At 58.4% G+C, this 21,054-nt stretch carries 19 protein-coding genes; 13 read left to right on the top strand and 6 right to left on the bottom strand.

All coding sequences use genetic code 11. The features are described 5' to 3' along the window. Both JFT81_RS01360 and JFT81_RS01355 read right to left on the bottom strand, forming a co-directional pair. On the bottom strand, positions 1–1,119 hold the full coding sequence (locus tag JFT81_RS01360) for an aryl-sulfate sulfotransferase (RefSeq protein WP_201225747.1): 1,119 nt from the start codon (positions 1,117–1,119) through the stop codon (positions 1–3). Positions 1,120–1,180: 61 nt separating this feature from the next. Next, positions 1,181–2,164, bottom strand: coding sequence for an ABC transporter substrate-binding protein (locus JFT81_RS01355; RefSeq protein WP_201225745.1), 984 nt, complete (start codon positions 2,162–2,164; stop codon positions 1,181–1,183). Positions 2,165–2,247: 83 nt separating this feature from the next. On the opposite strand from JFT81_RS01355, the gene JFT81_RS01350 reads away from it, so the two are divergent. Continuing rightward, positions 2,248–3,306 (top strand): helix-turn-helix domain-containing protein, encoded by a 1,059-nt coding sequence (locus JFT81_RS01350; protein ID WP_242485537.1) that lies wholly within the window; start codon positions 2,248–2,250, stop codon positions 3,304–3,306. Here JFT81_RS01350 and JFT81_RS01345 read toward each other — a convergent pair whose 3' ends face one another. The 3 genes from JFT81_RS01345 to JFT81_RS01335 form a co-directional block, all read right to left on the bottom strand. After that, a complete protein-coding gene (locus tag JFT81_RS01345; protein WP_201225740.1) occupies positions 3,307–4,491 on the bottom strand; it encodes a DUF2252 family protein in 1,185 nt (394 codons plus the stop codon). Between the two features lie 96 nt (positions 4,492–4,587). Then, entirely contained in the window at positions 4,588–5,916 is a 1,329-nt protein-coding gene (locus tag JFT81_RS01340) for an ATP-binding protein (protein ID WP_201225738.1), read from the bottom strand. Next, a complete protein-coding gene (locus JFT81_RS01335) occupies positions 5,913–6,635 on the bottom strand; it encodes a response regulator (RefSeq protein WP_201225736.1) in 723 nt (240 codons plus the stop codon). The genes JFT81_RS01340 and JFT81_RS01335 overlap by 4 nt, the downstream gene beginning before the upstream one ends. A 147-nt stretch (positions 6,636–6,782) precedes the next feature. On the opposite strand from JFT81_RS01335, the gene JFT81_RS01330 reads away from it, so the two are divergent. From JFT81_RS01330 to JFT81_RS01305, 6 genes are all read left to right on the top strand, one after another. Next, positions 6,783–7,097, top strand: coding sequence for a hypothetical protein (locus JFT81_RS01330; RefSeq protein ID WP_201225734.1), 315 nt, complete (start codon positions 6,783–6,785; stop codon positions 7,095–7,097). Further along, complete coding sequence (locus tag JFT81_RS01325; RefSeq protein WP_201225732.1) at positions 7,097–7,756, top strand: DUF3313 domain-containing protein; 660 nt, start codon at positions 7,097–7,099, stop codon at positions 7,754–7,756. The genes JFT81_RS01330 and JFT81_RS01325 overlap by 1 nt, the downstream gene beginning before the upstream one ends. A 63-nt stretch (positions 7,757–7,819) precedes the next feature. Then, the gene (locus JFT81_RS01320) at positions 7,820–8,380 is read left to right on the top strand and encodes a hypothetical protein (protein WP_201203583.1); all 561 of its coding nucleotides are present in this window, start codon (positions 7,820–7,822) and stop codon (positions 8,378–8,380) included. 408 nt (positions 8,381–8,788) lie between these two features. Further along, positions 8,789–9,148, top strand: a complete 360-nt coding sequence (locus tag JFT81_RS01315) for a DUF6124 family protein (protein ID WP_201225731.1) — start codon at positions 8,789–8,791, stop codon at positions 9,146–9,148. Between the two features lie 353 nt (positions 9,149–9,501). Further along, positions 9,502–11,007, top strand: coding sequence for a glycine betaine/L-proline transporter ProP (gene proP, locus JFT81_RS01310; protein WP_201225729.1), 1,506 nt, complete (start codon positions 9,502–9,504; stop codon positions 11,005–11,007). 233 nt (positions 11,008–11,240) lie between these two features. After that, positions 11,241–11,834: a hypothetical protein gene (locus tag JFT81_RS01305; RefSeq protein WP_201225727.1), complete on the top strand. Its 594-nt coding sequence runs from the start codon at positions 11,241–11,243 to the stop codon at positions 11,832–11,834. Between the two features lie 56 nt (positions 11,835–11,890). Here the strand turns inward: JFT81_RS01305 and JFT81_RS01300 are convergent, their stop codons facing one another. Beyond that, entirely contained in the window at positions 11,891–12,517 is a 627-nt protein-coding gene (locus JFT81_RS01300; protein WP_201225725.1) for a TetR/AcrR family transcriptional regulator, read from the bottom strand. Positions 12,518–12,673: 156 nt separating this feature from the next. Here JFT81_RS01300 and JFT81_RS01295 point away from each other — a divergent pair, with 156 nt between their 5' ends. From JFT81_RS01295 to JFT81_RS01270, 6 genes are all read left to right on the top strand, one after another. Continuing rightward, entirely contained in the window at positions 12,674–14,056 is a 1,383-nt protein-coding gene (locus JFT81_RS01295) for an aspartate aminotransferase family protein (RefSeq protein WP_201225723.1), read from the top strand. Between the two features lie 267 nt (positions 14,057–14,323). Further along, the gene (locus tag JFT81_RS01290) at positions 14,324–16,027 is read left to right on the top strand and encodes an amidase (protein ID WP_201225721.1); all 1,704 of its coding nucleotides are present in this window, start codon (positions 14,324–14,326) and stop codon (positions 16,025–16,027) included. Between the two features lie 201 nt (positions 16,028–16,228). Then, entirely contained in the window at positions 16,229–17,524 is a 1,296-nt protein-coding gene (locus JFT81_RS01285) for an OprD family porin (protein WP_201225718.1), read from the top strand. 547 nt (positions 17,525–18,071) lie between these two features. Then, the gene (locus JFT81_RS01280) at positions 18,072–18,431 is read left to right on the top strand and encodes a hypothetical protein (RefSeq protein ID WP_201225716.1); all 360 of its coding nucleotides are present in this window, start codon (positions 18,072–18,074) and stop codon (positions 18,429–18,431) included. Positions 18,432–19,110: 679 nt separating this feature from the next. Next, positions 19,111–20,277 (top strand): glycosyltransferase, encoded by a 1,167-nt coding sequence (locus JFT81_RS01275; RefSeq protein WP_201225714.1) that lies wholly within the window; start codon positions 19,111–19,113, stop codon positions 20,275–20,277. After that, a complete protein-coding gene (locus JFT81_RS01270) occupies positions 20,228–20,971 on the top strand; it encodes a glycosyltransferase (RefSeq protein WP_201225712.1) in 744 nt (247 codons plus the stop codon). The genes JFT81_RS01275 and JFT81_RS01270 overlap by 50 nt, the downstream gene beginning before the upstream one ends. The last annotated feature ends 83 nt before the right edge of the window (positions 20,972–21,054 follow it).

Genomic DNA, 21,054 nt, shown 5'->3' with positions numbered 1-21,054 from the left:
TCAGGCACGCAGCCATGGCAGGTCTTCGCGCTGGTAGCGATGCGCGCGGAAGATCGCGTTGTTGTCGCCCGGCAAATAGCGTCGCGACGGCGCATCGGGATAGCTGGCGAAGTGCGGATTGACGTATTCCCAGACCACCTCGCCTTCTTGTGTCACTTCAAATAAACGGCCGAAGTTGGCTTCGGTGACCAGTGTGTTGCCGTTGTGCAACCGCTGCGCGCCGCCCATGAACGGGGTGAAAAAGGCATAGCCCGGCGTGTCGGCGTATTGCCATTCGATGCGTTGCGTTGCCGGGTTGATTTCGATGATGCGCGAGTGCGGCATGCTGATGTGTGGGCGGAAGATGCCGTTATCGAATACCAGCACGTTGCCGTTATCCAGTTCACTCGGGCAGTGCTGTTGGGCAACCAGATCGTGGCCCAGACGCCACAACACTTCGCCGCTGCCGCGTTGCACGGCGATCACCGACGAAACGCTGCGCAGGCTGAGGATCACCTTGCCGTCACGGCCCGGCGTTACCGCATTGGTCATCGGCCAGTGATGGCGTTCGAAGCACTCGTGCAACGGATACTCTTCAGGACGCAGATGCTCCCAACTGCGCCATTCCCAGACCGTATTGCCTTGGCGATCGACTTCCTTGACCACGTCGGCATAAATCACACCGCCCGGCGCCTCGCTGCCGGGAATGCCACCGACCACACGACGGGCCAACTCTGGGCTCAGAGGCTCGGCGGTGGTGTACAACAGATTGCCGTTGTCCAGCCATTGCGCGTCGTGGTGATGGAGCAGATCAGTGTGTTCCCAGACCACCTCGCCTTCCGGGGTGACTTCGCTGAACGCCCCGCCATGCCATACCGACCAGCCCGGAAACAGGTCCGGTGAATCAGGATGGTTGCCGTTGTAGCCGAGGTTGCCGTTGCGCAGGATCACCGCGTCGCGGCCGGGGCGTTGTGGCAGCTTCCAGCGATGGACGATCTCGCCGTCAAGGTCGATCAAGAACACGTTGCCGTCGGCCGTTTGCGGGGCGAACAGCGTATAGCCGCCGGCACTGCGGGCATGATCGACAGCGATCAGCCCGGTTTTCCGGCGTTTGAGGGTGGTGCGTTCGAGGTTGGGCATGGCTTTTCTCCAGGCGTGTGGAACCCGGCCGACAGTCAAGCGGCAAGGTGAAGTCGTGGGGTTATTGGGGTGTTGGCAGCAAGGCGTTGAAGCGATCGTCGAAGATCTGCTCGACTTGCAGGGGTTTGGGAATCAGTCGCTCGGCAGCAAACATGTCTGCCAGTCGTTGTTGCGAGGTGATCACTGGCGGCTGGATCGGCACATAGCGAAGGTCTTGATGCGCGAGCATTTCCTGCACCAGTTCGACAGGCAGTCGGGTGGTCTGGGCGAACACTTCGGCCCAGTCCTGGGGATGCGCGGTGGCCCAGGCTTGGGCGCGGGCCAGTCTGGCCAACAGATCACCGACCTGCCCTGCTCGCTCGGCATCTGCCAGTGCGCGCTTGCTGGCGACGGTGAAGTTCAGACCGGTTTCCGGCCAGCCACTGCCATCGAGCAGAATCCGCGCGCCACGGGAAGTGGCCTGGCCGACGAAGGGATACCACACCGCCCAGGCGTCGAGTTTGCCGCTGGCAAAAGCATTCTGTGCATCCACCGGGCTGACGTAGGCGATCTTCACATCACGCGGTGTCAGGCCTGCCTGTTGCAGCGCCGCCAGCAATAAATAATGACCGCTGCTGCCTTTGGCCACGGCGATGCGCTGGCCTTTGAGATCCGCCACGTTATGGACTTGAGAATCCTCGGGAACCAGCAGCGCATTGTTATTTTGCGCGCCGCTGGCCACGCCGATAATGCGCACATCGAAACCGCCCGCCTGAGCAAACACCGGCGGCGCATTGCCGACCACACCGGCGTCGATCGCTCCGGCACTCAGCGCCTCAAGCATCGTCGTTCCGGCCAGAAAGGGATGCCACGACAGCGCATACGGCAGATCCTTGTCTTCTCCCGCTGCGTGCAGCAGCGCCTGAATCAGACCGCTTTGGTCGCCCATCTTCAATGGCTCGCTGGCAGCAGACACCGGATGCGCCAGCACCAACGCGGCGCAGCACAGCAGCGCTTTGAACCGCGTCAGCAGCGGGTGCTTGGCAGCAGGAAATTTTAGCGGCATTGTCATGCCCTCATTTATGCATTGATTTCAGTATGTCGAGGCCCGCCGTGCCGCTCCATGCCAAACACCCCTCCTTTGCTGCCATGCCTGACATACCGCCGCTGCCTGCGCGCACGGTGGTGGTGTTGGCGTTCGATGATCTGTTGCTGCTGAATGCGGCCGGGCCGCTAGAGGTGTTCGCCGCGATACCGCGCGTGTTGGCCGGTGACTTTGCAACGAACCCGCCGTATCGGTTACTCGTGGCCTCGCCGCAGGGTGGTCAGGTGATGTCGGTCTCCGGTATCACCGTCACCACCTGCTCGCTGGAGCAGATCGATCAAATGGCGCCCGTGATCGATACGCTGATCGTCGCCGGTGGGCCAGGCATGGCCGCCCTCGAAGCCGACGAACACGCCTGCGATTGGCTGCGCAGCCGCGCCCCACAAATCCGCCGCCTCTGCTCGATTGGCACCGGCACTTTCGCCCTCGCCGCAGCGGGCCTGCTCGATGGCCGCAACGTGGTGACGCACTGGAAGTTCGCCGATGAATTACAGGCGCGCTACCCGGCGCTGCACTGTCAGACCGAAGCGCTGTACCTGCATGACGGCAATCTCTGGACGTGTGGCGGTGCCACGGCGGGTATTGATCTGGCGCTCGGGCTGGTCGAACAGGATCTCGGCGCCCACGCCGCATTGGCGCTGGCGCGCTATTTCACCGTGTTCCTGTGGCGCAGCGCCGAGCAGCCGCAGCTCAGCGCCTCGCTCAATGCGCAATCGAAGGCCTTGCGCACCGATCAGGACGTGCGCCTGGCCCGGCTGCACGGCTGGATTGCCGGGAATTTGAACGGTGATCTGCGGGTCGAGCGGCTTGCCGAGCAATTTGGCATGAGCCCACGCCACTTTGCTCGCGCTTATGTCGCCGCCACCGGGGAAACACCTGCGCAAGCGGTAGAGAACTTGCGCATGGAAACGGCCTGTCGGCTGCTGAAAACCACCGATGAACCGATCAAAAGGATTGCCGAAACCGTAGGCTTTGGTCGCGAAGAACGCATGCGCCGCGCCTTTCAAAAGCATTTCGGCATCAGTGCGCAGAGTTACCGCAATCAGGTCAAATCCACCGCTGCGTCTGCCCCAGGTATCACCTTAGAGAGGCTGGCCCAGTAATCAGTGCTGCAGCGCGTACCGACGACAATGCTCCAGATACCCGCGCTCATGATTACCGACCAACTGCACCACACTCGTCCACAGCCACGACGGCGCGTCCAGGGTTTTCGAACGGCAGGCTTGCAGCTCGCCTATCCATGAGGCTCTCGTCGACAGATCCATCTGACGCGCATGGGCCAGCCCCACGACCCGCGCCAGATAACCGGCCGCGAGCATCGCATCGCGTTGGCTCAACTGATCCAGTTCAAGCTTCATGTCCTGCGGCAGCAACTCTCGGATGAAGAATCCGTGATCAAGCATACGTGTCGCAATCATCCGATTGCCCAGCCCCGGTGACAGAAAACGCGCCCCTTCGACCACACGTTTGCCGTTGTCGCGAGGCATCGAGGCGCGTGCTGCCCGTGGTGCGGCGGCGCCGACGGCCTCTTTGACATCCAGCAGGCAATATTCCTGATCGTCCTCCTCGCCCACACCCAGCAACACCGCATAGCGCTGCAACCCCAGCGAACTGCAGCCTTTGACCCAATACGCCGAGTCGAGCATTTTTACCCGATCGTCCTTTGACCGGCCCTTCAGCGAAGTCACCAGTTTGTGGATTTCTGGTGTGGCACACAGCGCTTTCAGCGCCGCCCGTTCAGGCCGGGACAGCGTCCAGAATTGCTTGCCTAGCGGAATCGTCGGCTTGGTGTTCTCGATGCGTTCTTGAGCCAGATGCTTCCAGGTGCGCTGCACCGCGCTGCGCATCCCGGCTTTGACCTGAGCCGGGCGCGGCGGCTCTTCATCCAGATCACCTTCAAAGGCTTGCTCGTAGCCGCGCATCATTTCTTCAAGCATGCGTGCGGTGGCCACACCGGGCAAATCCGAGCCTCGGGCGGCAGTGGCGAGCGACAGCGCCAAACGCACCAGATCATGCGCCGGGTTGCCGATGACGGTCTGATCGAGGTCGCGGATATGAATGTCGATTTTGCCTTTCAAATCCCCGGTCGGCCCTAGGTTGCCGGCATGGCAATCGCCACAGATCCACACCGCCGGGCCTTTGGGCAGGCTGCGCCCCGGCTGGCTGTGCAGCCACTCGTAAAACTGCACGGTGCTGCCCCTTACATAAGCGTGCGCCGAGCGGGCCATTTTCAGATTGCGCAGTTGCGACAGCGGTTCAAGGCGTGCGGATGGCCGTGGGATTTTCATGGACGCTTCTTATCAGGAATGTGACCTGTTGACCGCCCGCGCCCCATGAATGTTTCAAAGTGTTACAGAGTTATCCGCACAATCGTCGCCCGCCCTTTACTGCGGCAACTCGACCCGCGCCAACAGCCCGCCACCGCTGCGATTACTCAAAGTCAGCTCTCCGCCCTGCTCGCGCACGATCGCCCGCGCTGCCGAGAGCCCGAGGCCGACGCCACCGGTATGACGGTTGCGTGAGGCTTCGAGGCGAAAGAACGGATCAAATACGCGCTGCAACGACTCTTCGGGAATGCCCGGGCCCTCGTCGCTGACGTCAATGCGGATCAAGCGCTCATCAGCGCTCAACTCGATACGCGGGTGCTGGGCGTATTTCTCGGCGTTTTCCAATAAGTTGACGATCACCCGTTTGATGCCGAGTGGCCGGCCTTCGTACACCAGGCGCGCCGGGCCGTCGTAGTCGATGGCGATGTGCTGATCGCGATAGTCATCGACGATGGTGTGCAGCAACTCCGACAGGTCGAACGCAGTGCGTTGCTCCGGCCGGGTGTCTTCGCGGAAGAACGCCAGCGCGGCGTTGATCATCGATTGCATCTCTTCGATGTCGCGAATCAGTTTGCCCTGGTGATCGAGGTCTTCCATGAATTCGCTGCGCAGGCGCATGCGGGTCAGCGGCGCGCGCAAGTCGTGGGAAATCGACGCGAGCATGTGCGTGCGCTCGCCAATGAAATGCTGAATCTGTGCCTGCATGGTGTTGAAGGCAACGATGACCTGACGGATCTCGTCCGGGCCCTCAATCTTGATGGGCGGCGCGCGCAGATCGCCGCCAAAGCGTCTGGCGGCGTTGGCGAAACGTTGCAGGGGCTTGGCCAGTTGGCGGGTGGCAATCCAGGCAACCAGCAAGGTGGCGATCAAACCCAGGGCGATGATGACCGCGATCCGTGTACCGATGTCCACTCCCCAGGAACGCTCCGGCGGCGAAAACGACAACCAGCTGCCGTCCTTCAACTGCACCAGCGCGGCATAGCGTGCGCGCGGGTTGTCACTGGGCCAGTCGGCCGGATTGAATACCTGAATGTTTCGATCATCACCCAGCAATTGATGCAGCACCGGCACCCTGCCCGCTTTGACCGGCTCGCCGCCGATGGGCAACCCCACCCCGGCGCGTTGTGCACTCCACGTGACCTCCAGCAAGAGACTGGTCGCCGCGGCGGCGAGTTGTGGGCGCAAACCGGCCGGTGCCGCTTCGATTACTTTGGTGGTCGCGGCTATCTGCTCCAGCAAGCCAGTGCGTTCAATTGGCGGTTTGGCCCAAATGCCAGCGACCTGCACAAACAGTGCATTGAGCGCGAGCGAAGTGAGCATCGCCGCCACGATCGTCAGGGCAATCCGTCGGCTCAGGGTGTCGCGACGCAGGATGGAGCGGATCATGAGCGGCTGACCTTGGCGGTGAACATATAACCGCCATTGCGCACGGTGCGGATCAGATCCGGGCGTTTGCAGTCCGGTTCGATCTTGCGCCGCAAGCGGCTGACCTGCACATCGATGCTGCGGTCGAAAGCGTCGTGGCCCTGGCCATGGGTGAGATCGATCAACTGCTCGCGGGTAAGAATGCGCTGCGGATGATCAAGAAACACCACCAGCAAATCGAATTCGCCACCGGACAGCGGAATCATCACGTTGTCCGGTGAGCGCAGCTCGCGACAGGTGATATCCAGATGCCAACCGGCAAAGCCGATCACCGGCCGCGACGGTTCAACCGGGCTCCGCTGTTCGCCGGCGCGGCGTTGCAGGGCGCGCACGCGGGCCAGTAATTCCTGTGGGGCGAACGGCTTGGTCAGGTAGTCGTCCGCACCCAGTTCCAGACCGACAATGCGGTCACTCAGCTCGGCCATGGCGGTGAGCATGATAATCGGAATCGCCATCTGCGCCCGCACCTTCTGGCACAGGCTCAGGCCGCCTTCGCCGGGCATCATCAGGTCAAGAATGATCGTGTCCGGGCGCTGCTGCGCAATCGCCGCCCACATGGCTTCGCCGTGTGGCGCCACGTCGACTTCATAGGCGTGCTGGATGAAAAACTTCTTCAGCAGCGAGAGGATTTCCACGTCGTCGTCGACGATCAGCAGTCTGCTCACGGTTACAGGATCCATGGACCAAAAAGAGCTTATCTAAAGCCATTTCGCCGCCCGGGTCATTTATTTCAATCGAGCAACATTCCTGCATGACAGACATCAAGCGGACATCGTCCGGCAAAACCCCTCGGGCACTCTGCAGCCATTCCAATCCAGGGGGTTCGCATGAAGGTATTGAACAACAGCCATAGCACCGAGGGACATCACAGCAATCGTCCCTTGATCCTCAGCCAGCGTACCGCCGCGCTCGGCCCCGACACGCCGGTTGTGTTTCAGGAATCATGCCTGGGCGTGTCCAGCGATCAGAGCCGGATCGTCCTGCGCCGCTACTTCGAGCAATTCAGCCCGACCAGTGCGCACTGGGTCGAGTATGTCCACAGTATCGCCGCCGCCGACCTTATCGAATGGATCATGCGTCACGGCCAGTTGCACATCGAGTGCTCGGACCACTCCACGCCCAAGCAACAGGAAGCGCGTTGATGAGAGGCCATTGCCTGATGTCGTTGCTGTGCACCGCGTCCCTGAGCCTCTCCGGGTGCAGCAGCAATAACGTTGAACAGACGGGGTTTCTGCATGATTACAGCGTTCTGAAGGAGCACCAATCACCGTCGGGGCACAACGCCCTGAGTTGGGTCAGCCCGGCCTTGGCCAGGGGCCGCTACACCAAAGTGTATCTGGCGCCGAGCCAGTTTTACCCCGGCTTCGAGCCGACCGGGCGTATTCCGTTGAGCACGCTGTCTGGCGTCACCGAGTATTACGACGCGGCCCTGAGAAACGAACTGGGCAAAGTCCTGCAACTGGTGTCCATGCCCGGCCCAGATACGCTGATCGTCAGGCCCGCGATTACCCGGGTCGCCGCGAGCACTCAGGGGTTGCGCTTTTATGAATGGTTGCCGGTCACTTTGGTGGCTGCCGGGGTCAGCACCGCTGCCGGCATTCGCGATCAGGACAGTGAAATAGCCACCGAAGTCTCGTTCGAGGATGGCTCGACCGGCGAAGTGGTTGCCGAAGTCGTGCGCAAAGGCACCGGTGTGGCGCTGGAAAACGACAAACAGGTGCTGACGGCGGATGACGTCAAAGGGGTGCTGGATGGCTGGGCCAGTGATCTGGGGCAATCATATGGAGCGATTCGTCGGTAGTGCGGCCGTTTTCTCGTCTAACGTGAAATGCATGTATTGGCAGCACACGGAACACGGCCAGTGATGAGCAATTTCCCCATCGTAGCGACAATTCTCTCGATGATTCTGGGGCTGTCGGTCACTCGGCTGCTGCTCGGTGCGTTGACGGTGTTCCGCATCCGCCGGGTGGCGGCGCCGGATTGGGTGGCGTTGGTCTGGGCCGTTACGCTGTTCGCCACGCAGCTGGATTTTTGGTGGGCGGTCAATTCGCTGCCGCAGATCAAGTCGACCTTTTCCTTCGCGGAGTTTTTGTTGCTGGTGCTGTTGGCGCTGTCGCTGTTCGTCTCTTCGGCGCTGTTGCTGCCGAGTCGAAGCGAAGATGAACAGAACGGCTTGCGGGTCTATTTCGAACAGGACGGCCGCTACGCCCTGCTCTCGTTGTCGACGTATCTGTTTCTCGGGCTGATCGTTAACGTGTTCCTGTTTCAAGCCTCGCCGATTGCGCTGTGGGGTGTGCTGGATGTGTTGATGATCATTCTTCCGCTGTGTGCTTTCGCGGCGAAATCACGCAAGGCCTACACGACTGTCACCCTGATATACCTGCCGATCAATGCGCTGGATATCGTCGTTTCGCTGACGAATTAGGCGTTGCGTTAGAAATCGCAGCCTTCGGCAGCGCCTACACCGGCCTATGTAGGAGCTGCCGAAGGCTGCGATCTTTTGATCTACACGGACACGTTTAAAAGACACTTCCAGACACGCGCCCAAGGCTACACATCCTTGCGTAATTGCCTACAGCTACGCCAGAATCCGCCGGCTTGTGCGCCTAGGGGGCGGGTTCTATTGTGGTGCGGTCGCTGAGATGTCAGTGATCGGGTTTAGCAGCCCGGGTTATCTTCTAGACGCACAAGGTCCGTTGTCGTTATGGCGGCTTTGCGTGGGGCACTTCGGTGCGCCGGGTTCTAGAGTCCTGGTCTGCTAACCCGCGTACAGCCGCCACCTCCTTCGTTAGCAGCGAACGGTGGCAGCTTCATTACTCTAGAGGCTTTTGCCATGATAAAACCAACGCCGAATCCGCCCGAAACAGACCTCACCTCCCCTTACGAATCCATCGAGTCGAAAAGGCTCAACGAAGCCGCCGACCGCGCCCTAGATCACTACCTCTGCCCGCCCGGGTCTGTGCCAGCGCCCCGTAAAACCCGCAGGATGTATGCCGTAACAGCAGACTTCAAAAACGAAGAGCTGCTGGTCGATGCCTGCGAAACTCTCGCTTCAGCTAGAACCATCGTCAATGATTTCGCTAATCTCATACCCGCCTCACAACGCCGGACGCTGCTGGGGATTGCGCAACTGATTATGCTGGGGGAACTGGCGGTGAATCGGGTGCTGGATAATCTGCAGGTGCCGGGTTGAGGCCGCGACTGTGAACGCTTGCTGAGTTATTCCTCTGGCCCCTTCGCGAGCAGGCTCGCTCCCACATTGGAACGCGATCAACTGTGGGAGCGAGCCTGCTCGCGAAGACTGCCGAGTAAGTAACGCAATTCCATCAGGCAGAAGAACCCCGCCATCCTGTTCGATCGGGATGGCGGGTTTTGTCGTTTTCGCGAGGCAAGATCAAAAGATCGCAGCCTTCGGCAGCGCCTACACGGAAAAAAAGCAGTCAGCGGTGAATTATTTCGTGTCCTCATGTATCTGACCCAAAGAGCACGCGCCATCAATTAGATGGCATCAACGCGGCAAGATGGATCAGTAAAGAGAAAACCCGGATGAAATCACGTAAAAACAGCGTCAAACCGATCGGCCTGAAAGACATCACCATCGTCGACGACGCCAAGATGCGCAAAGCCATTACGGCGGCGGCGCTCGGCAATGCCATGGAATGGTTCGACTTCGGGGTCTATGGCTTTGTGGCCTATGTGCTCGGCAAGGTGTTTTTCCCGGGCGCCGATCCGGGCACGCAAATGATCGCTGCACTGGCGACGTTCTCGGTGCCGTTCCTGATTCGACCTTTGGGCGGTCTGTTTTTCGGCGCACTGGGCGACAAGTACGGGCGGCAGAAAGTCCTCGCCGCGACCATCGTGATCATGTCGCTCAGCACGTTTGCCATCGGCCTGATTCCGTCGTATGCCTCGATCGGCATCTGGGCGCCGATCCTGCTGTTACTGGCGAAAATGGCCCAGGGTTTCTCGGTCGGCGGCGAGTACACCGGTGCTTCGATCTTCGTCGCTGAATACGCGCCGGACCGCAAGCGTGGGTTCCTCGGCAGTTGGCTGGACTTCGGTTCGATTGCCGGTTTCGTTCTCGGTGCTGGCGTGGTGGTGTTGATTTCTACGACGCTGGGTGAAGCGAAATTCGAAGAATGGGGCTGGCGTCTGCCGTTTTTCCTCGCCCTGCCGCTGGGCATGATCGGCCTCTACCTCCGCCACGCGCTGGAAGAAACCCCGGCGTTCCAGCAACACGTCGAAAAACTCGAACAAGGTGATCGCGAAGGCCTCGCCGGCGGCCCGAAAGTGTCGTTCAAGGAAGTCGCGACCAAGCACTGGCGCAGCCTGATGACTTGCGTCGGCGTGGTGGCCGTGACCAACGTCACCTATTACATGCTGCTCACTTACATGCCGAGCTACCTTTCGCATAACCTGCATTACAGCGAAAACCGTGGCGTGCTGATCATCATCGCGATCATGGTCGGCATGCTGTTCGTGCAACCGGCGATTGGCTTTATCAGCGACAAGATTGGCCGCAAACCCTTCATCGTCGTCGGCAGTATTGGCCTGTTCATCCTGGCCATTCCGGCGTTCATGCTGATCAACAGTGGCAAGATCGGCCTGATCTTCGCAGGCTTGCTGATGTTGGCCGTGTTGCTGAACTTCTTCATCGGCGTGATGGCCTCGACCTTGCCGGCAATGTTCCCCACGCACATCCGCTACAGCGCCTTGGCCGCGGCCTTCAACATTTCGGTGCTGATTGCCGGTTTGACCCCGACTGTCGTCGCCTGGCTGGTGGAAAGCACCAACGACCTGTACATGCCGGCGTATTACCTGATGGTCATTGCCGTGGTCGGGCTGGTCACTGGCGTAACCATGAAAGAAACCGCGAACAAACCACTGCGAGGCGCGGCGCCAGCGGCTTCTGACCTCGAGGAAGCCAAAGAGCTGCTGCAAGAGCATCACGACAACATCGAGCAGAAGATCGAAGACATCGACGCTGAAATTGCTGAGCTGGAAGCCAAGCGCAAAAATCTGGTGCAGCAACACCCGCGAATCAACGAGTAAACAATCCACCACCTTGTGGCGAGGGAGCTTGCTCCCTCGCCACAAAATCATTCGGTTTCTTCAAGCCTGCGCGTCCATTCAGGGGCCGGGTACAGTAGAAACAGACGTCAAGCCAGCCATTGTCGGTCTTCGCAAACATCCGGCCGCCATGGTCCCACGCAAGTTCAATATCACCCCTGCCCCGGGATTTTTATCAGCTAGCCTTGATTGCTGATCGTCATCAAGGAGCCGTCATGTTCAAGTTCATCAAAACCACCGTGATCGGCGGACTGCTGTTTATTCTGCCGTTGGTGCTGATCTTCATCCTGATCGAGAAAGCCATTCATCTGCTGCGCGGGCCGGTGCAAAAGTTGCTGCCGATGTTCGAAGGTCATGATGTGGCGGGTGTGACAGTGGTGACGCTAGCCACGCTGGTGGGCCTGATCGTGCTGTGTTTTCTTGCCGGCCTTCTGGCCAAGACCTCGGCGGCGGCCCGGGCGATTGAAGCCACCGAAGACAAAGTGCTGAGCAATTTGCCGGGTTATCAGTTGCTCAAGGACACCACGGCGCGGTTTGCCGGCATGGAGCACGCCGAGGGGACGAAGGTCGGCATGATCGCCGAAGAGCAAGGCTGGCGCCTGTGTCTGGTGGTGGAGAGTGTCGGCGACTGGATGACGGTGTACATGCCTGATGGCGGGACTGCCGGCGGCACGGCTGGGGAAGTTCGCCTGCTGCGCGCCTGCGAGGTGATCATGACCGACCTGTCATGGCTGAGCCTGGCGGCAGGATTGCGCCGGGGCGGACGTGGTTTGCTGGAGCAGATGCAACCGTGGTTGCCGAAAGCCTGACCTCTCGATGTTGAAGACCCCCGTGGCGAGGGAGCAAGCGCCCTCGCCACGGTTGATCACCTGTCCTTCGGCTCCGGCGCCAGGCTCAGAATGCCGTGACAGATCAGCCCCAGCACACTGCGCATATGCCCGGCATGCGCTTCTCGATCCGGCGCCGCTTCGGTCGCCAGTCGAATAAACGCCATGTTCGCGTACTGGTTGAACAAAATCGCAGCCACATCGATATCGACGGACTCGCGGACTTTGCCCAGTGCCTGGAAATGCACCAGCAACGCCTTGGTTTCTTCGATCACCGCCGCATTCCACGGGCTCAACGCCTGAGCCAGCTCACCGGTAAGCAGAAACGGCGCCAGTTCACGCCATAGTGAGGCCGGCATGGCTTGCAGTTGGTAATCGGTCATCAGGCCTTCGAACTCGCACAACGCCTCCAGCGGATCGCTATCGTCATCGAGATTGGCCCGCGCCTCGCGCATGGCCTGCTCGTCCGGTTGCTTGAGCAGTGCCAGCAGAATCTCCTGCTTGCCGCCGAAATAGTTGGTCACCGTCGGCGCGGAAACCGCCGCTGCATTGGCAATTTGTTCAAGCGTGGTCGCGCCGAACCCGTTGCTGATAAACAGCTCCAGTGCTGCCTGCGCGATGACTTCCCTGCGCTGTTCCTTCTGCCGTTCTCTGAGTCCGCTCATACCTTGCCTGCCGTGCCTTGCCAATGCGCATCAGCCTACGGATTTGTTTTTCTACCGACAAATATTTTCTTTACAAAAATATTTTAAAGTGACAAACATTAGCCGTGCACCGCTGCAACGAACGCACTCACTCGCCCTGTTTATCTGGAGATCAGCATGTCCGCCGAATTCGATCAGACCCGCAGCACCCACGATTACCAGGCCGCCGACGCCGCCCACCACATTCATGCGTTCGTCGATCAGAAGGCCCTCAACGAAGAAGGCCCGCGAGTGATGGTCAGCGGCGATCGCCTCGCGTTGTGGGACAACGACGGCAATCGGTATCTGGACGGCATGTCCGGCCTGTGGTGCACCAACCTCGGCTACGGGCGCAAGGACCTGGCCGCCGCCGCGACGGCGCAGCTGGAGCAACTGCCCTACTACAACATGTTCTTTCACACCACTCACCCGAAGGTGATCGAGCTGTCCGAGTTGCTCTTCAGCCTGCTGCCGAAGCACTACAGCCACGCGATCTACACCAACTCGGGGTCCGAGGCCAACGAAGTGCTGATCCGCACCGTGCGCAAGTTCTGGCAAGTGATGGGCAAGCCCGAGAAGAAGATCATGATCGGCCGCTGGAACGGCTACCACGGCTCGACCCTGGCCGCGACGGCGCTGGGCGGGATGAAATTCATGCACGAAATGGGCGGCATCATTCCTGATGTGGCGCACATTGATGAGCCGTACTGGTTCGCCCACGAAGGCAATCTCAGCCCGGAAGAATTTGGCCTGCAAGCCGCGCGGCAACTGGAAGAGAAGATTCTCGAACTGGGCGCCGACAAGGTCGCCGCGTTCGTCGCCGAACCTTTTCAGGGTGCGGGAGGGATGATCATTCCGCCGGCGACTTATTGGCCGGAAATTCAGCGCATCTGCCGCAAATATGACGTGCTGCTGTGTGCGGACGAAGTGATTGGCGGTTTCGGCCGCACCGGTGAATGGTTCGCCCATCAGGCATTCGGTTTTGAACCCGACACGCTGTCGATCGCCAAGGGCCTGACCTCGGGATACATCCCCATGGGCGGTTTGATTCTGTCACGGCGCATGGCTGAAGCATTGGTCGAGAAAGGTGGCGTGTTTGCCCACGGCCTGACCTATTCCGGGCACCCGGTGGCGGCTGCCGTGGCGATTGCCAACCTAAAGGCCTTGCGTGATGAGGGCGTGGTCACTCAGGTGAAAACCGACACCGGGCCGTATCTGCAGAATTGCTTGCGCGAAGTGTTTGGCAATCACCCGTTGGTGGGTGAGATTCAGGGCGTTGGTTTGGTGGCTGCGTTGCAGTTTGCTGAAGACAAGGCCAGCCGCAAGCGCTTTGCCAATGAAAACGATATTGCTTGGCGCTGCCGCACGATCGGCTTTGAGGAGGGGTTGATCATTCGCTCGACGTTGGGCCGGATGATCATGGCCCCTGCCCTGATTGCCAGCCGTGCGGAGCTTGATGAGCTGATCGACAAGACGCGCATTGCGGTGGATCGCACGGCCCGTGAGTACGGCGTTCTCTAGCTGGAGTGATGGTTTGTCCGATCGGACGCCTTCGCGAGCAGGCTCGCTCCCACAATTGAAATGCGTTCCTCTGTGGGAGCGAGCCTGCTCGCGAAAGGGCTGCACGCGGCGTCAGGGCGGACAAAGATCAATCTCGCCGATTACTCCGCACTCGGCTTGGTGTTAAATAGGCGCCAGTCTTAACCTTGTCGCTTGAAGCCGTGCAACGAGAACCGCTATGAACTCCCATTCCAGGAAAAACACCGTACGTCCAACGGCGGTGACCGCATGATCGAAGTTACCGAAGTATCCATTGCCGACCTGCGCGCAGCGCTGGAGTCTGGTCAGACCACGTCGGTTGAACTGGTGCAGGCGTATCTCGCCCGCATCGATGCCTACGACGGCGCCGACACCCCGACGGCGCTGAACGCCGTGGTCGTGCGCAACCCCGAAGCGCTGAACGAAGCGCGGGCCGCCGACGCTCGCCGCGCCAAAGGCGAAACCCTGAGCGCGCTCGATGGCATTCCCTACACCGCCAAGGACAGTTATCTGGTCAAGGGCTTGACCGCTGCATCCGGCAGCCCGGCCTTCGTTGATCTGGTCGCCTATCGCGATGCCTTCACCATCGAACGCCTGCGCGGCGCCGGGGCGATTTGCCTGGGCAAGACCAACATGCCGCCGATGGCCAATGGCGGTATGCAGCGCGGCGTCTACGGTCGCGCCGAAAGCCCTTACAACGCCGATTACCTCACCGCGCCGTTTGCCTCCGGCTCGTCGAACGGTGCCGGTACCGCCACTGCCGCCAGTTTCGCCGCGTTCGGTCTGGCTGAAGAAACCTGGTCAAGCGGGCGTGGCCCGGCGTCGAACAATGGTTTGTGCGCCTACACGCCGTCGCGCGGCGTGATTTCGGTACGTGGCAACTGGCCGTTGACGCCGACCATGGACGTCGTCGTGCCTTACGCACGCACCATGGCCGACCTGCTCGAAGTCCTCGACATCGTCGTTGCCGAAGACCCGGACACCCGTGGCGACCTCTGGCGCCTGCAACCGTGGGTGCCGATCCCGAGCGTCAACGAGGTGCGCCCTGCCGCTTACGCTGATCTGGCCGCTGACGCCAAAGCGCTGGCCGGCAAGCGTTTCGCCGTCCCGCGCATGTTCATCAATGCCGACCCTGAAGCCGGCACCAGCGAAGCCCCGGGCATCGGTGGCCCGACCGGCCAGCGTATCAACACTCGCGCTTCGGTGATTGATTTGTGGAAACAGGCACGCCAGGCCCTGGAAGCGGCCGGTGCCGAAGTCATCGAAACCGACTTCCCGTTGGTCTCCAACTGCGAAGGCGATCGTCCCGGCGCGCCGACTGTATTCACCCGTGGTCTGGTCTCGAAAGAGTTCCTTCACCATGAGTTATGGGACCTGACCGCATGGGCGTTCGACGATTTCCTGCAAGCCAACGGCGACCCGAAACTCAATCGTCTGGTCGACGTCGACGGGGCGAAAATCTTCCCCCACGAACCGGGTACGCTGCCTAACCGTGAGGGTGATCTGGTGGCGGGCATGGATGAATACGTGCGCATGGCCGAGCGCGGCATCACGCCGTGGAATGAAATTTCCACAGTGCCCGACGGCCTGCGCGGCCTCGAACAGACCCGGCGCATCGACCTCGAGGACTGGATGGACTCGCTGGGCCTCGACGCCGTGCTGTTCCCGACCGTCGCCGACGTCGGCCCGGCAGATGCGGACGTCAACCCGGCCTCGGCAGACATTGCCTGGAGCAACGGTATCTGGGTGGCCAACGGCAACCTGGCGATCCGTCACCTCGGCGTACCCACCGTCACCGTGCCGATGGGCATCATGGCCGACATCGGCATGCCGGTCGGCCTGACCTTCGCCGGTCGCGCCTACGACGATTCGAGCCTGCTGCGTCTGGCCGCGGCGTTCGAGTCAACCGGCAACAAACGCCAAATCCCGCCCCGCACCCCGCCACTGGCGTAACGCTTTTAAAACTGTAGGAGTGAGCCTGCTCGCGATGGCGGTGTGTCAGTTAAATTTATCGAGACTGACACACCGCTATCGCGAGCAGGCTCACTCCTACAGGGGGTTGTGTAATGCCGTTCATTGAGCACATCCGCTCAATCCTACTTCCTGCAATCGCTTGATCATCCCAGCCATCTTAATTGCCGCTGGCCACTGACCATGATCGACCGCGCCCCCTCGCGCTTCACCCTCCTCTCGCTGCTCTGCGGTCTGACCACCACCGCCCTCGCCAGCGGTTTTTTCGACGATGCAAAAAGCGAAGTGCTCAGCCGCAACTTCTATCTGAGCAACGATTACCGCTCGCCCTCGGCGTCCGGCAAAAATTACAAACAGGAATGGGCTCAAGGCTTTATCGGCACTTTCTCATCCGGTTTCACACCCGGCATAGTCGGGTTCGGTATTGATGCGCATGCCTTCGCCGGGCTCAAACTGGACGGTGGCAAGGGGCATTCGGGGACGGGTTTGCTGCCGGTCGACAGCGATGGCCGCAGCGAAAACGACTACTCCAGCGCGGGCGCTGCGCTTAAGTTGAAGGCCTCGCACACCACCCTCGTCTTCGGTGAAATGACCGTGGAAACACCGGTATTCGACACCTCCGACAAACGCCTGCAGCCCGAGTACGCCACCGGCTTTCTGCTCAACAGCGCCGAGTTAGACCACATCAATCTGGTGGCCGGGCATTTCACCGCGTTCAAGAATCAGGACAGCTCATCCGGAAAAGGCGATTTCTATGGCTATGGCGCCAATACCGAGGCCGGCGGGATCAGTTTTCTTGGCGCCGATCTGTTCACCGACAGCCCCGTTGGCGGCGCGCTGTACGCCTCAGACCTCAGCGACACCTGGCACCAGTACTACGGCAACCTGCACTTCAAGCAGTCCGGCGTGCTTCTCGACGCCAACCTTTATCACACCCGCGACACCGGCCGGGCGCTGGCAGGTTCCATCGACAACACCGCGTTCAGCCTGTCCGGCAAATACGCCTTCGGCCCCCATGCGGTAATGCTCGGCTGGCAAAAGATCAATGGCGACACGCCGTTCGATTTCGTCGGCGGCGACTCGATCTACCTCGCCAACTCGATCAAATACGCCGACTTCAACGGCGCCAACGAACGCTCCTGGCAGGCGCGCTACGACCTCGACCTTGGCGCCTTGGGCATCCCCGGCCTGAGCTTCATGACCCGCTACGTCAGCGGCAGCCATATCGACGGCACCCACGCGCCCAAGGGCGGCGCCTACAACCCGTTTGATCCGGACAGCGGCAGTTACCAGCCGCAGCAAGGTGACGGCGGCAAGCACTGGGAACGGGATATCGATTTGAAATACGTCGTGCAGTCGGGCGCGGCCAAGGATCTGTCGGTGCAGGTCTCGCAAGTATCGCACCGAGCCAATGAAGCGCAGGCCGGCGATGACATTGACCGGATTTACGTGGTGATCCAGTACCCAGTTGGTTTCTAACCCACCGCCCATCCCGATTTGAAACGCTATCCCGTGTAGGCGTGAGCCTGCTCGCGATAGCGTCTTTTCAGCAACATTCATGCTGACTGACACAGCGTTATCGCGAGCAGGCTCATTCCACAGGGGATGAGGAAAATTCGCTGGTTTCGTGTCGTTTGACGGGTTCGTAACAGGGACAGACCACGTTTGCACCCAGCCAGTCGCCCGATTTTTTGCTTTTTAAACTTCGGTGTTTAAAAGACACCTCTAGATACACCTACAAGGCTACACATCCTTGCGCCTTTGCCTACAGCTACGCCAGAATCCGCCGGCTTGTGCGCCTTGGGCCGGGTCTCTATCGTGGATCGGTCGCTGACAAATCAGCGATCGGGTCTCGCAGCCCGTCGATCTCTGGACGCACAACACCCGCTTGTTTATGGCGGCTGTACGTGGGAGACCTTCGGGTCTGCCGGTTCTAGAGTCCCGGTCTGCGACCCGCGTATAGCTGCCACCTCCTTTTCGTATCGCAGCGAAATGTGGCAGCTTCATAGACTCTGGGAGCTTCACCATGATCAAACCAACGCCCAACCCACCCGAAACCGACCTCACCTCGCCCTACGAATCCCTCGATTCAAAAAAACTCCACGAAGCCGCCGACCGCGCCCTCGACCACTATCTCTGCCCACCCGGCTCCACCCCACCGCCACCCAAAACCCGCCGGATGTACGCCGTTAACGCGGACTTCAAAAACGAGGAATTGCTGGCCGATGCCAGCGAAACGCTCGCTTCAGCCAGAACCATCGCCCATGACTTCGCCCATCTCATACCCGCGTCGCAGCGTCGTACTTTGTTGGGGATTGCACAGCTGATAATGCTGGGCGAACTGGCGGTAAACCGGGTGATGGATAATCTGGAGTTGCCGCGGTAGCGCGCCTCGATAACGCATTCCGAATGAGTCGCCGTGGCTACTGACGTCTTCGCGGGCAAGCCCGCTCCCACAGGGATCGGGGTCTATCACAAACCTGTGTTTACACTCCGAACCTGTGGAGCCGAGCTTGCTCCGAGCGGCGATCGGACGAAGGCGGCCTCACAGCCAACACGTGTCTCCAAATGACTAAACGGAGCCAGACTAGGTTTTTCCAGCATTGCGCATCAAACGATCGCAGCCTTCCGCGGCTCCTACATGAATCGGTGTAGGAGCCGCGGAAGGCCGCGATCGTTTGCTTTTGGCAAACTGGCGGAAGGCAGCCGGAGTCGAGCCTGCCTGGAACGGATACCGTCTCCAATGAGGGCGATTATCTTCTTTGAGCCAACTGCTGACCTAGGCGTAGTCTTCGGTAAGACGCCAGTAGCCAGATCTTCCCTCTTCAACATTACCGTTCGTCGAACAAACGTCCTCACCTGTCAGATCTGACAGTGGCCAAACGCTTCCGCTTGTTATCTGATGTCCATTGCGGGCCTTGACTTTATCTAGGTGACAAGCATGAAACATATTCGCTTTAGCTCCGTGAAAAGCCACAGCGATATCGCTCTGCAACACACCATAGAACGGTTGCAATGTAACACTCACGCTTGCTAATTCTGAGATTTCATGGAATTAAACAACAATGAAGGTCGCAATAATTAGTTCAAATACGATGCCCACGCCACCACTAAACACAGGAATACCTCGAGGCTGGAGCACATCAATACATGAACTCATCAGTAATATTTCTGAAGGACTAGTTGAAAAAGGTCACAATGTGACGCTGTATGCAAGTGGCGACTCAACAACTAGCGCCAAATTAGAAAGCATTTGGGATCAATGCTCAATGAAATATGAGTTATTGCCCAATCAGTTTGACTACAAAGCTTATGATGAGATCCTGACCTCGTTCTGCTTTGAAAAAAACAAAACTGAGAAATATGAAATCATCTTTTCATTTCATACCTTTGATTCGGGTTTTTTTGCAAACCTAATAGATACACCAATTGTAAGTGCTTATCACGGCGCGGGCGCTTGGAAATTTGAGAGGATATGGCCCCAAAAAATAATTAAACCCAACCATTATGTGGCCATTTCTCAATCCCAAGAGAAAAACTGTGATTTCATCAGATTTGATCAGGTGATTTATAACGGGATTAACGCAAAAGCATTCCCTTTTCAAGAAAAAAATAAATATCCAAACATGGTATTTGTTGGGAGAGTCAACAGCGAAAAAGGAACTGATACAGCCGCAATTGTCAGCAGAAAACTTAATATGAAACTGGATATCTTCGGAACTACCGACGAGCAATCGCTGTTGAATTTTATATTGGACCAAGGCGATACAATTCGTTTGCACGGCCATGTACCACAAAAAACAATTGCGCGAGCGGTCGCCGATTCGAAGCTTTTTATCTTCCCGTGTCGATGGAACGAACCATTCGGGCTGGTTCTTGCAGAGTCGCTAGCATGCGGCACGCCGATCATAGGCTACGCAATCGGTTCTCTACCCGAAATCATTGACGATGGGGTCACCGGTTTTCTGGTCAGTCCCGAAGATGGAAATGTAGAAGGTAATTGGACAATCAAAAAAAAGGGTGTCGAAGGGCTTGAGGAGGCCGTTCAGAGGATCAACGCAATGCCAGAGAAAGATTACTTGAAAATGAGATTAGCTTGCCGGCAGCGATTTGAACGCAACTTCACCAAAGAGATAATGATTGAAAAATACGAGAGGCTTTTCAAGGAGATCATTCAAAAAAATGAAAATCTCAATCATCACAACGACATACAATTGCAAAGACTATATTGAAGACTGCATAAATAGCGTTCAAATGCTTAGACTAGAGCCGCTTGCCATTAAAGTTGAACATGTCATTTATGATGACGCATCGACAGATGGTACTCGGGAAGTCATAGAATCCAAAATGCGCCCCGACATTACATTCATTGGTGGAATATACAATGTAGGTCCTTCAGCTGGTAGAAATATCGCAATTCAAAGATCTTCCGGGGATTTTATTTTTGTGCTAGATGGTGACGATTTAATTTTGCAAAGAACCATCTACAATTTCGCGCAGACTGCATTAGAACACAAAGATACAAAGTGGTTTGTTTCCGGCTTTATTTGCGTTGATAGCAACCTCAGATACAAGTCGAATTACGACTATTACGCCTGGCAATTTAAGTCAAAACTAGACTTGCTTGCTGCCATCTTCAGGGGAAGTCATTACATCCAACACAGCGTACTATTTAAGAAGGAACTATTTCAAAAGGTCGGCGGCTACCTAGAGCACCTTAAAATGGCTGAGGACCTTGATCTATTTGTAAGATTTATTCTAAGTGGCGCCATGCCCGTCTATTTGAATTCTATATCTCATTTACATCGCTTTCACGAAAGCAATCTTTCCGCAGGGATCGACAAACACACACACGCGTTGCACGCGGCTGAAATTCAAGACAGGTATAAATCTCAAGTAGAACGACTACTTGAAGAAGGGTGCTGATAAATTACTATAGATTAATCAGGAAGCACTTTTCTGAAATGCAACACTAATATTCAGCAAGTAACTTTTCCAAGTTCCAAATT

Origin of the sequence: Pseudomonas sp. TH43, from assembly GCF_016650635.1 — a bacterium.
Taxonomy (GTDB): domain Bacteria; phylum Pseudomonadota; class Gammaproteobacteria; order Pseudomonadales; family Pseudomonadaceae; genus Aquipseudomonas.
The sequence above is the reverse complement of the archived record's forward strand: the minus strand, read 5'-3'. Positions and strand labels throughout refer to the sequence as shown.

Bases quoted from the DNA above. Each gene is read 5' to 3' on its own strand.
- JFT81_RS01360 (WP_201225747.1), bottom strand. From the start codon at position 1,119: ATGCCCAACCTCGAACGCACCACCCTCAAACGCCGGAAAACCGGGCTG.
- JFT81_RS01355 (WP_201225745.1), bottom strand. From the start codon at position 2,164: ATGCCGCTAAAATTTCCTGCTGCCAAGCACCCGCTGCTGACGCGGTTC.
- JFT81_RS01350 (WP_242485537.1), top strand. From the start codon at position 2,248: ATGCCTGACATACCGCCGCTGCCTGCGCGCACGGTGGTGGTGTTGGCG.
- JFT81_RS01345 (WP_201225740.1), bottom strand. From the start codon at position 4,491: ATGAAAATCCCACGGCCATCCGCACGCCTTGAACCGCTGTCGCAACTG.
- JFT81_RS01340 (WP_201225738.1), bottom strand. From the start codon at position 5,916: ATGATCCGCTCCATCCTGCGTCGCGACACCCTGAGCCGACGGATTGCC.
- JFT81_RS01335 (WP_201225736.1), bottom strand. From the start codon at position 6,635: ATGGATCCTGTAACCGTGAGCAGACTGCTGATCGTCGACGACGACGTG.
- JFT81_RS01330 (WP_201225734.1), top strand. From the start codon at position 6,783: ATGAAGGTATTGAACAACAGCCATAGCACCGAGGGACATCACAGCAAT.
- JFT81_RS01325 (WP_201225732.1), top strand. From the start codon at position 7,097: ATGAGAGGCCATTGCCTGATGTCGTTGCTGTGCACCGCGTCCCTGAGC.
- JFT81_RS01320 (WP_201203583.1), top strand. From the start codon at position 7,820: ATGAGCAATTTCCCCATCGTAGCGACAATTCTCTCGATGATTCTGGGG.
- JFT81_RS01315 (WP_201225731.1), top strand. From the start codon at position 8,789: ATGATAAAACCAACGCCGAATCCGCCCGAAACAGACCTCACCTCCCCT.
- proP (WP_201225729.1), top strand. From the start codon at position 9,502: ATGAAATCACGTAAAAACAGCGTCAAACCGATCGGCCTGAAAGACATC.
- JFT81_RS01305 (WP_201225727.1), top strand. From the start codon at position 11,241: ATGTTCAAGTTCATCAAAACCACCGTGATCGGCGGACTGCTGTTTATT.
- JFT81_RS01300 (WP_201225725.1), bottom strand. From the start codon at position 12,517: ATGAGCGGACTCAGAGAACGGCAGAAGGAACAGCGCAGGGAAGTCATC.
- JFT81_RS01295 (WP_201225723.1), top strand. From the start codon at position 12,674: ATGTCCGCCGAATTCGATCAGACCCGCAGCACCCACGATTACCAGGCC.
- JFT81_RS01290 (WP_201225721.1), top strand. From the start codon at position 14,324: ATGATCGAAGTTACCGAAGTATCCATTGCCGACCTGCGCGCAGCGCTG.
- JFT81_RS01285 (WP_201225718.1), top strand. From the start codon at position 16,229: ATGATCGACCGCGCCCCCTCGCGCTTCACCCTCCTCTCGCTGCTCTGC.
- JFT81_RS01280 (WP_201225716.1), top strand. From the start codon at position 18,072: ATGATCAAACCAACGCCCAACCCACCCGAAACCGACCTCACCTCGCCC.
- JFT81_RS01275 (WP_201225714.1), top strand. From the start codon at position 19,111: ATGAAGGTCGCAATAATTAGTTCAAATACGATGCCCACGCCACCACTA.
- JFT81_RS01270 (WP_201225712.1), top strand. From the start codon at position 20,228: ATGAAAATCTCAATCATCACAACGACATACAATTGCAAAGACTATATT.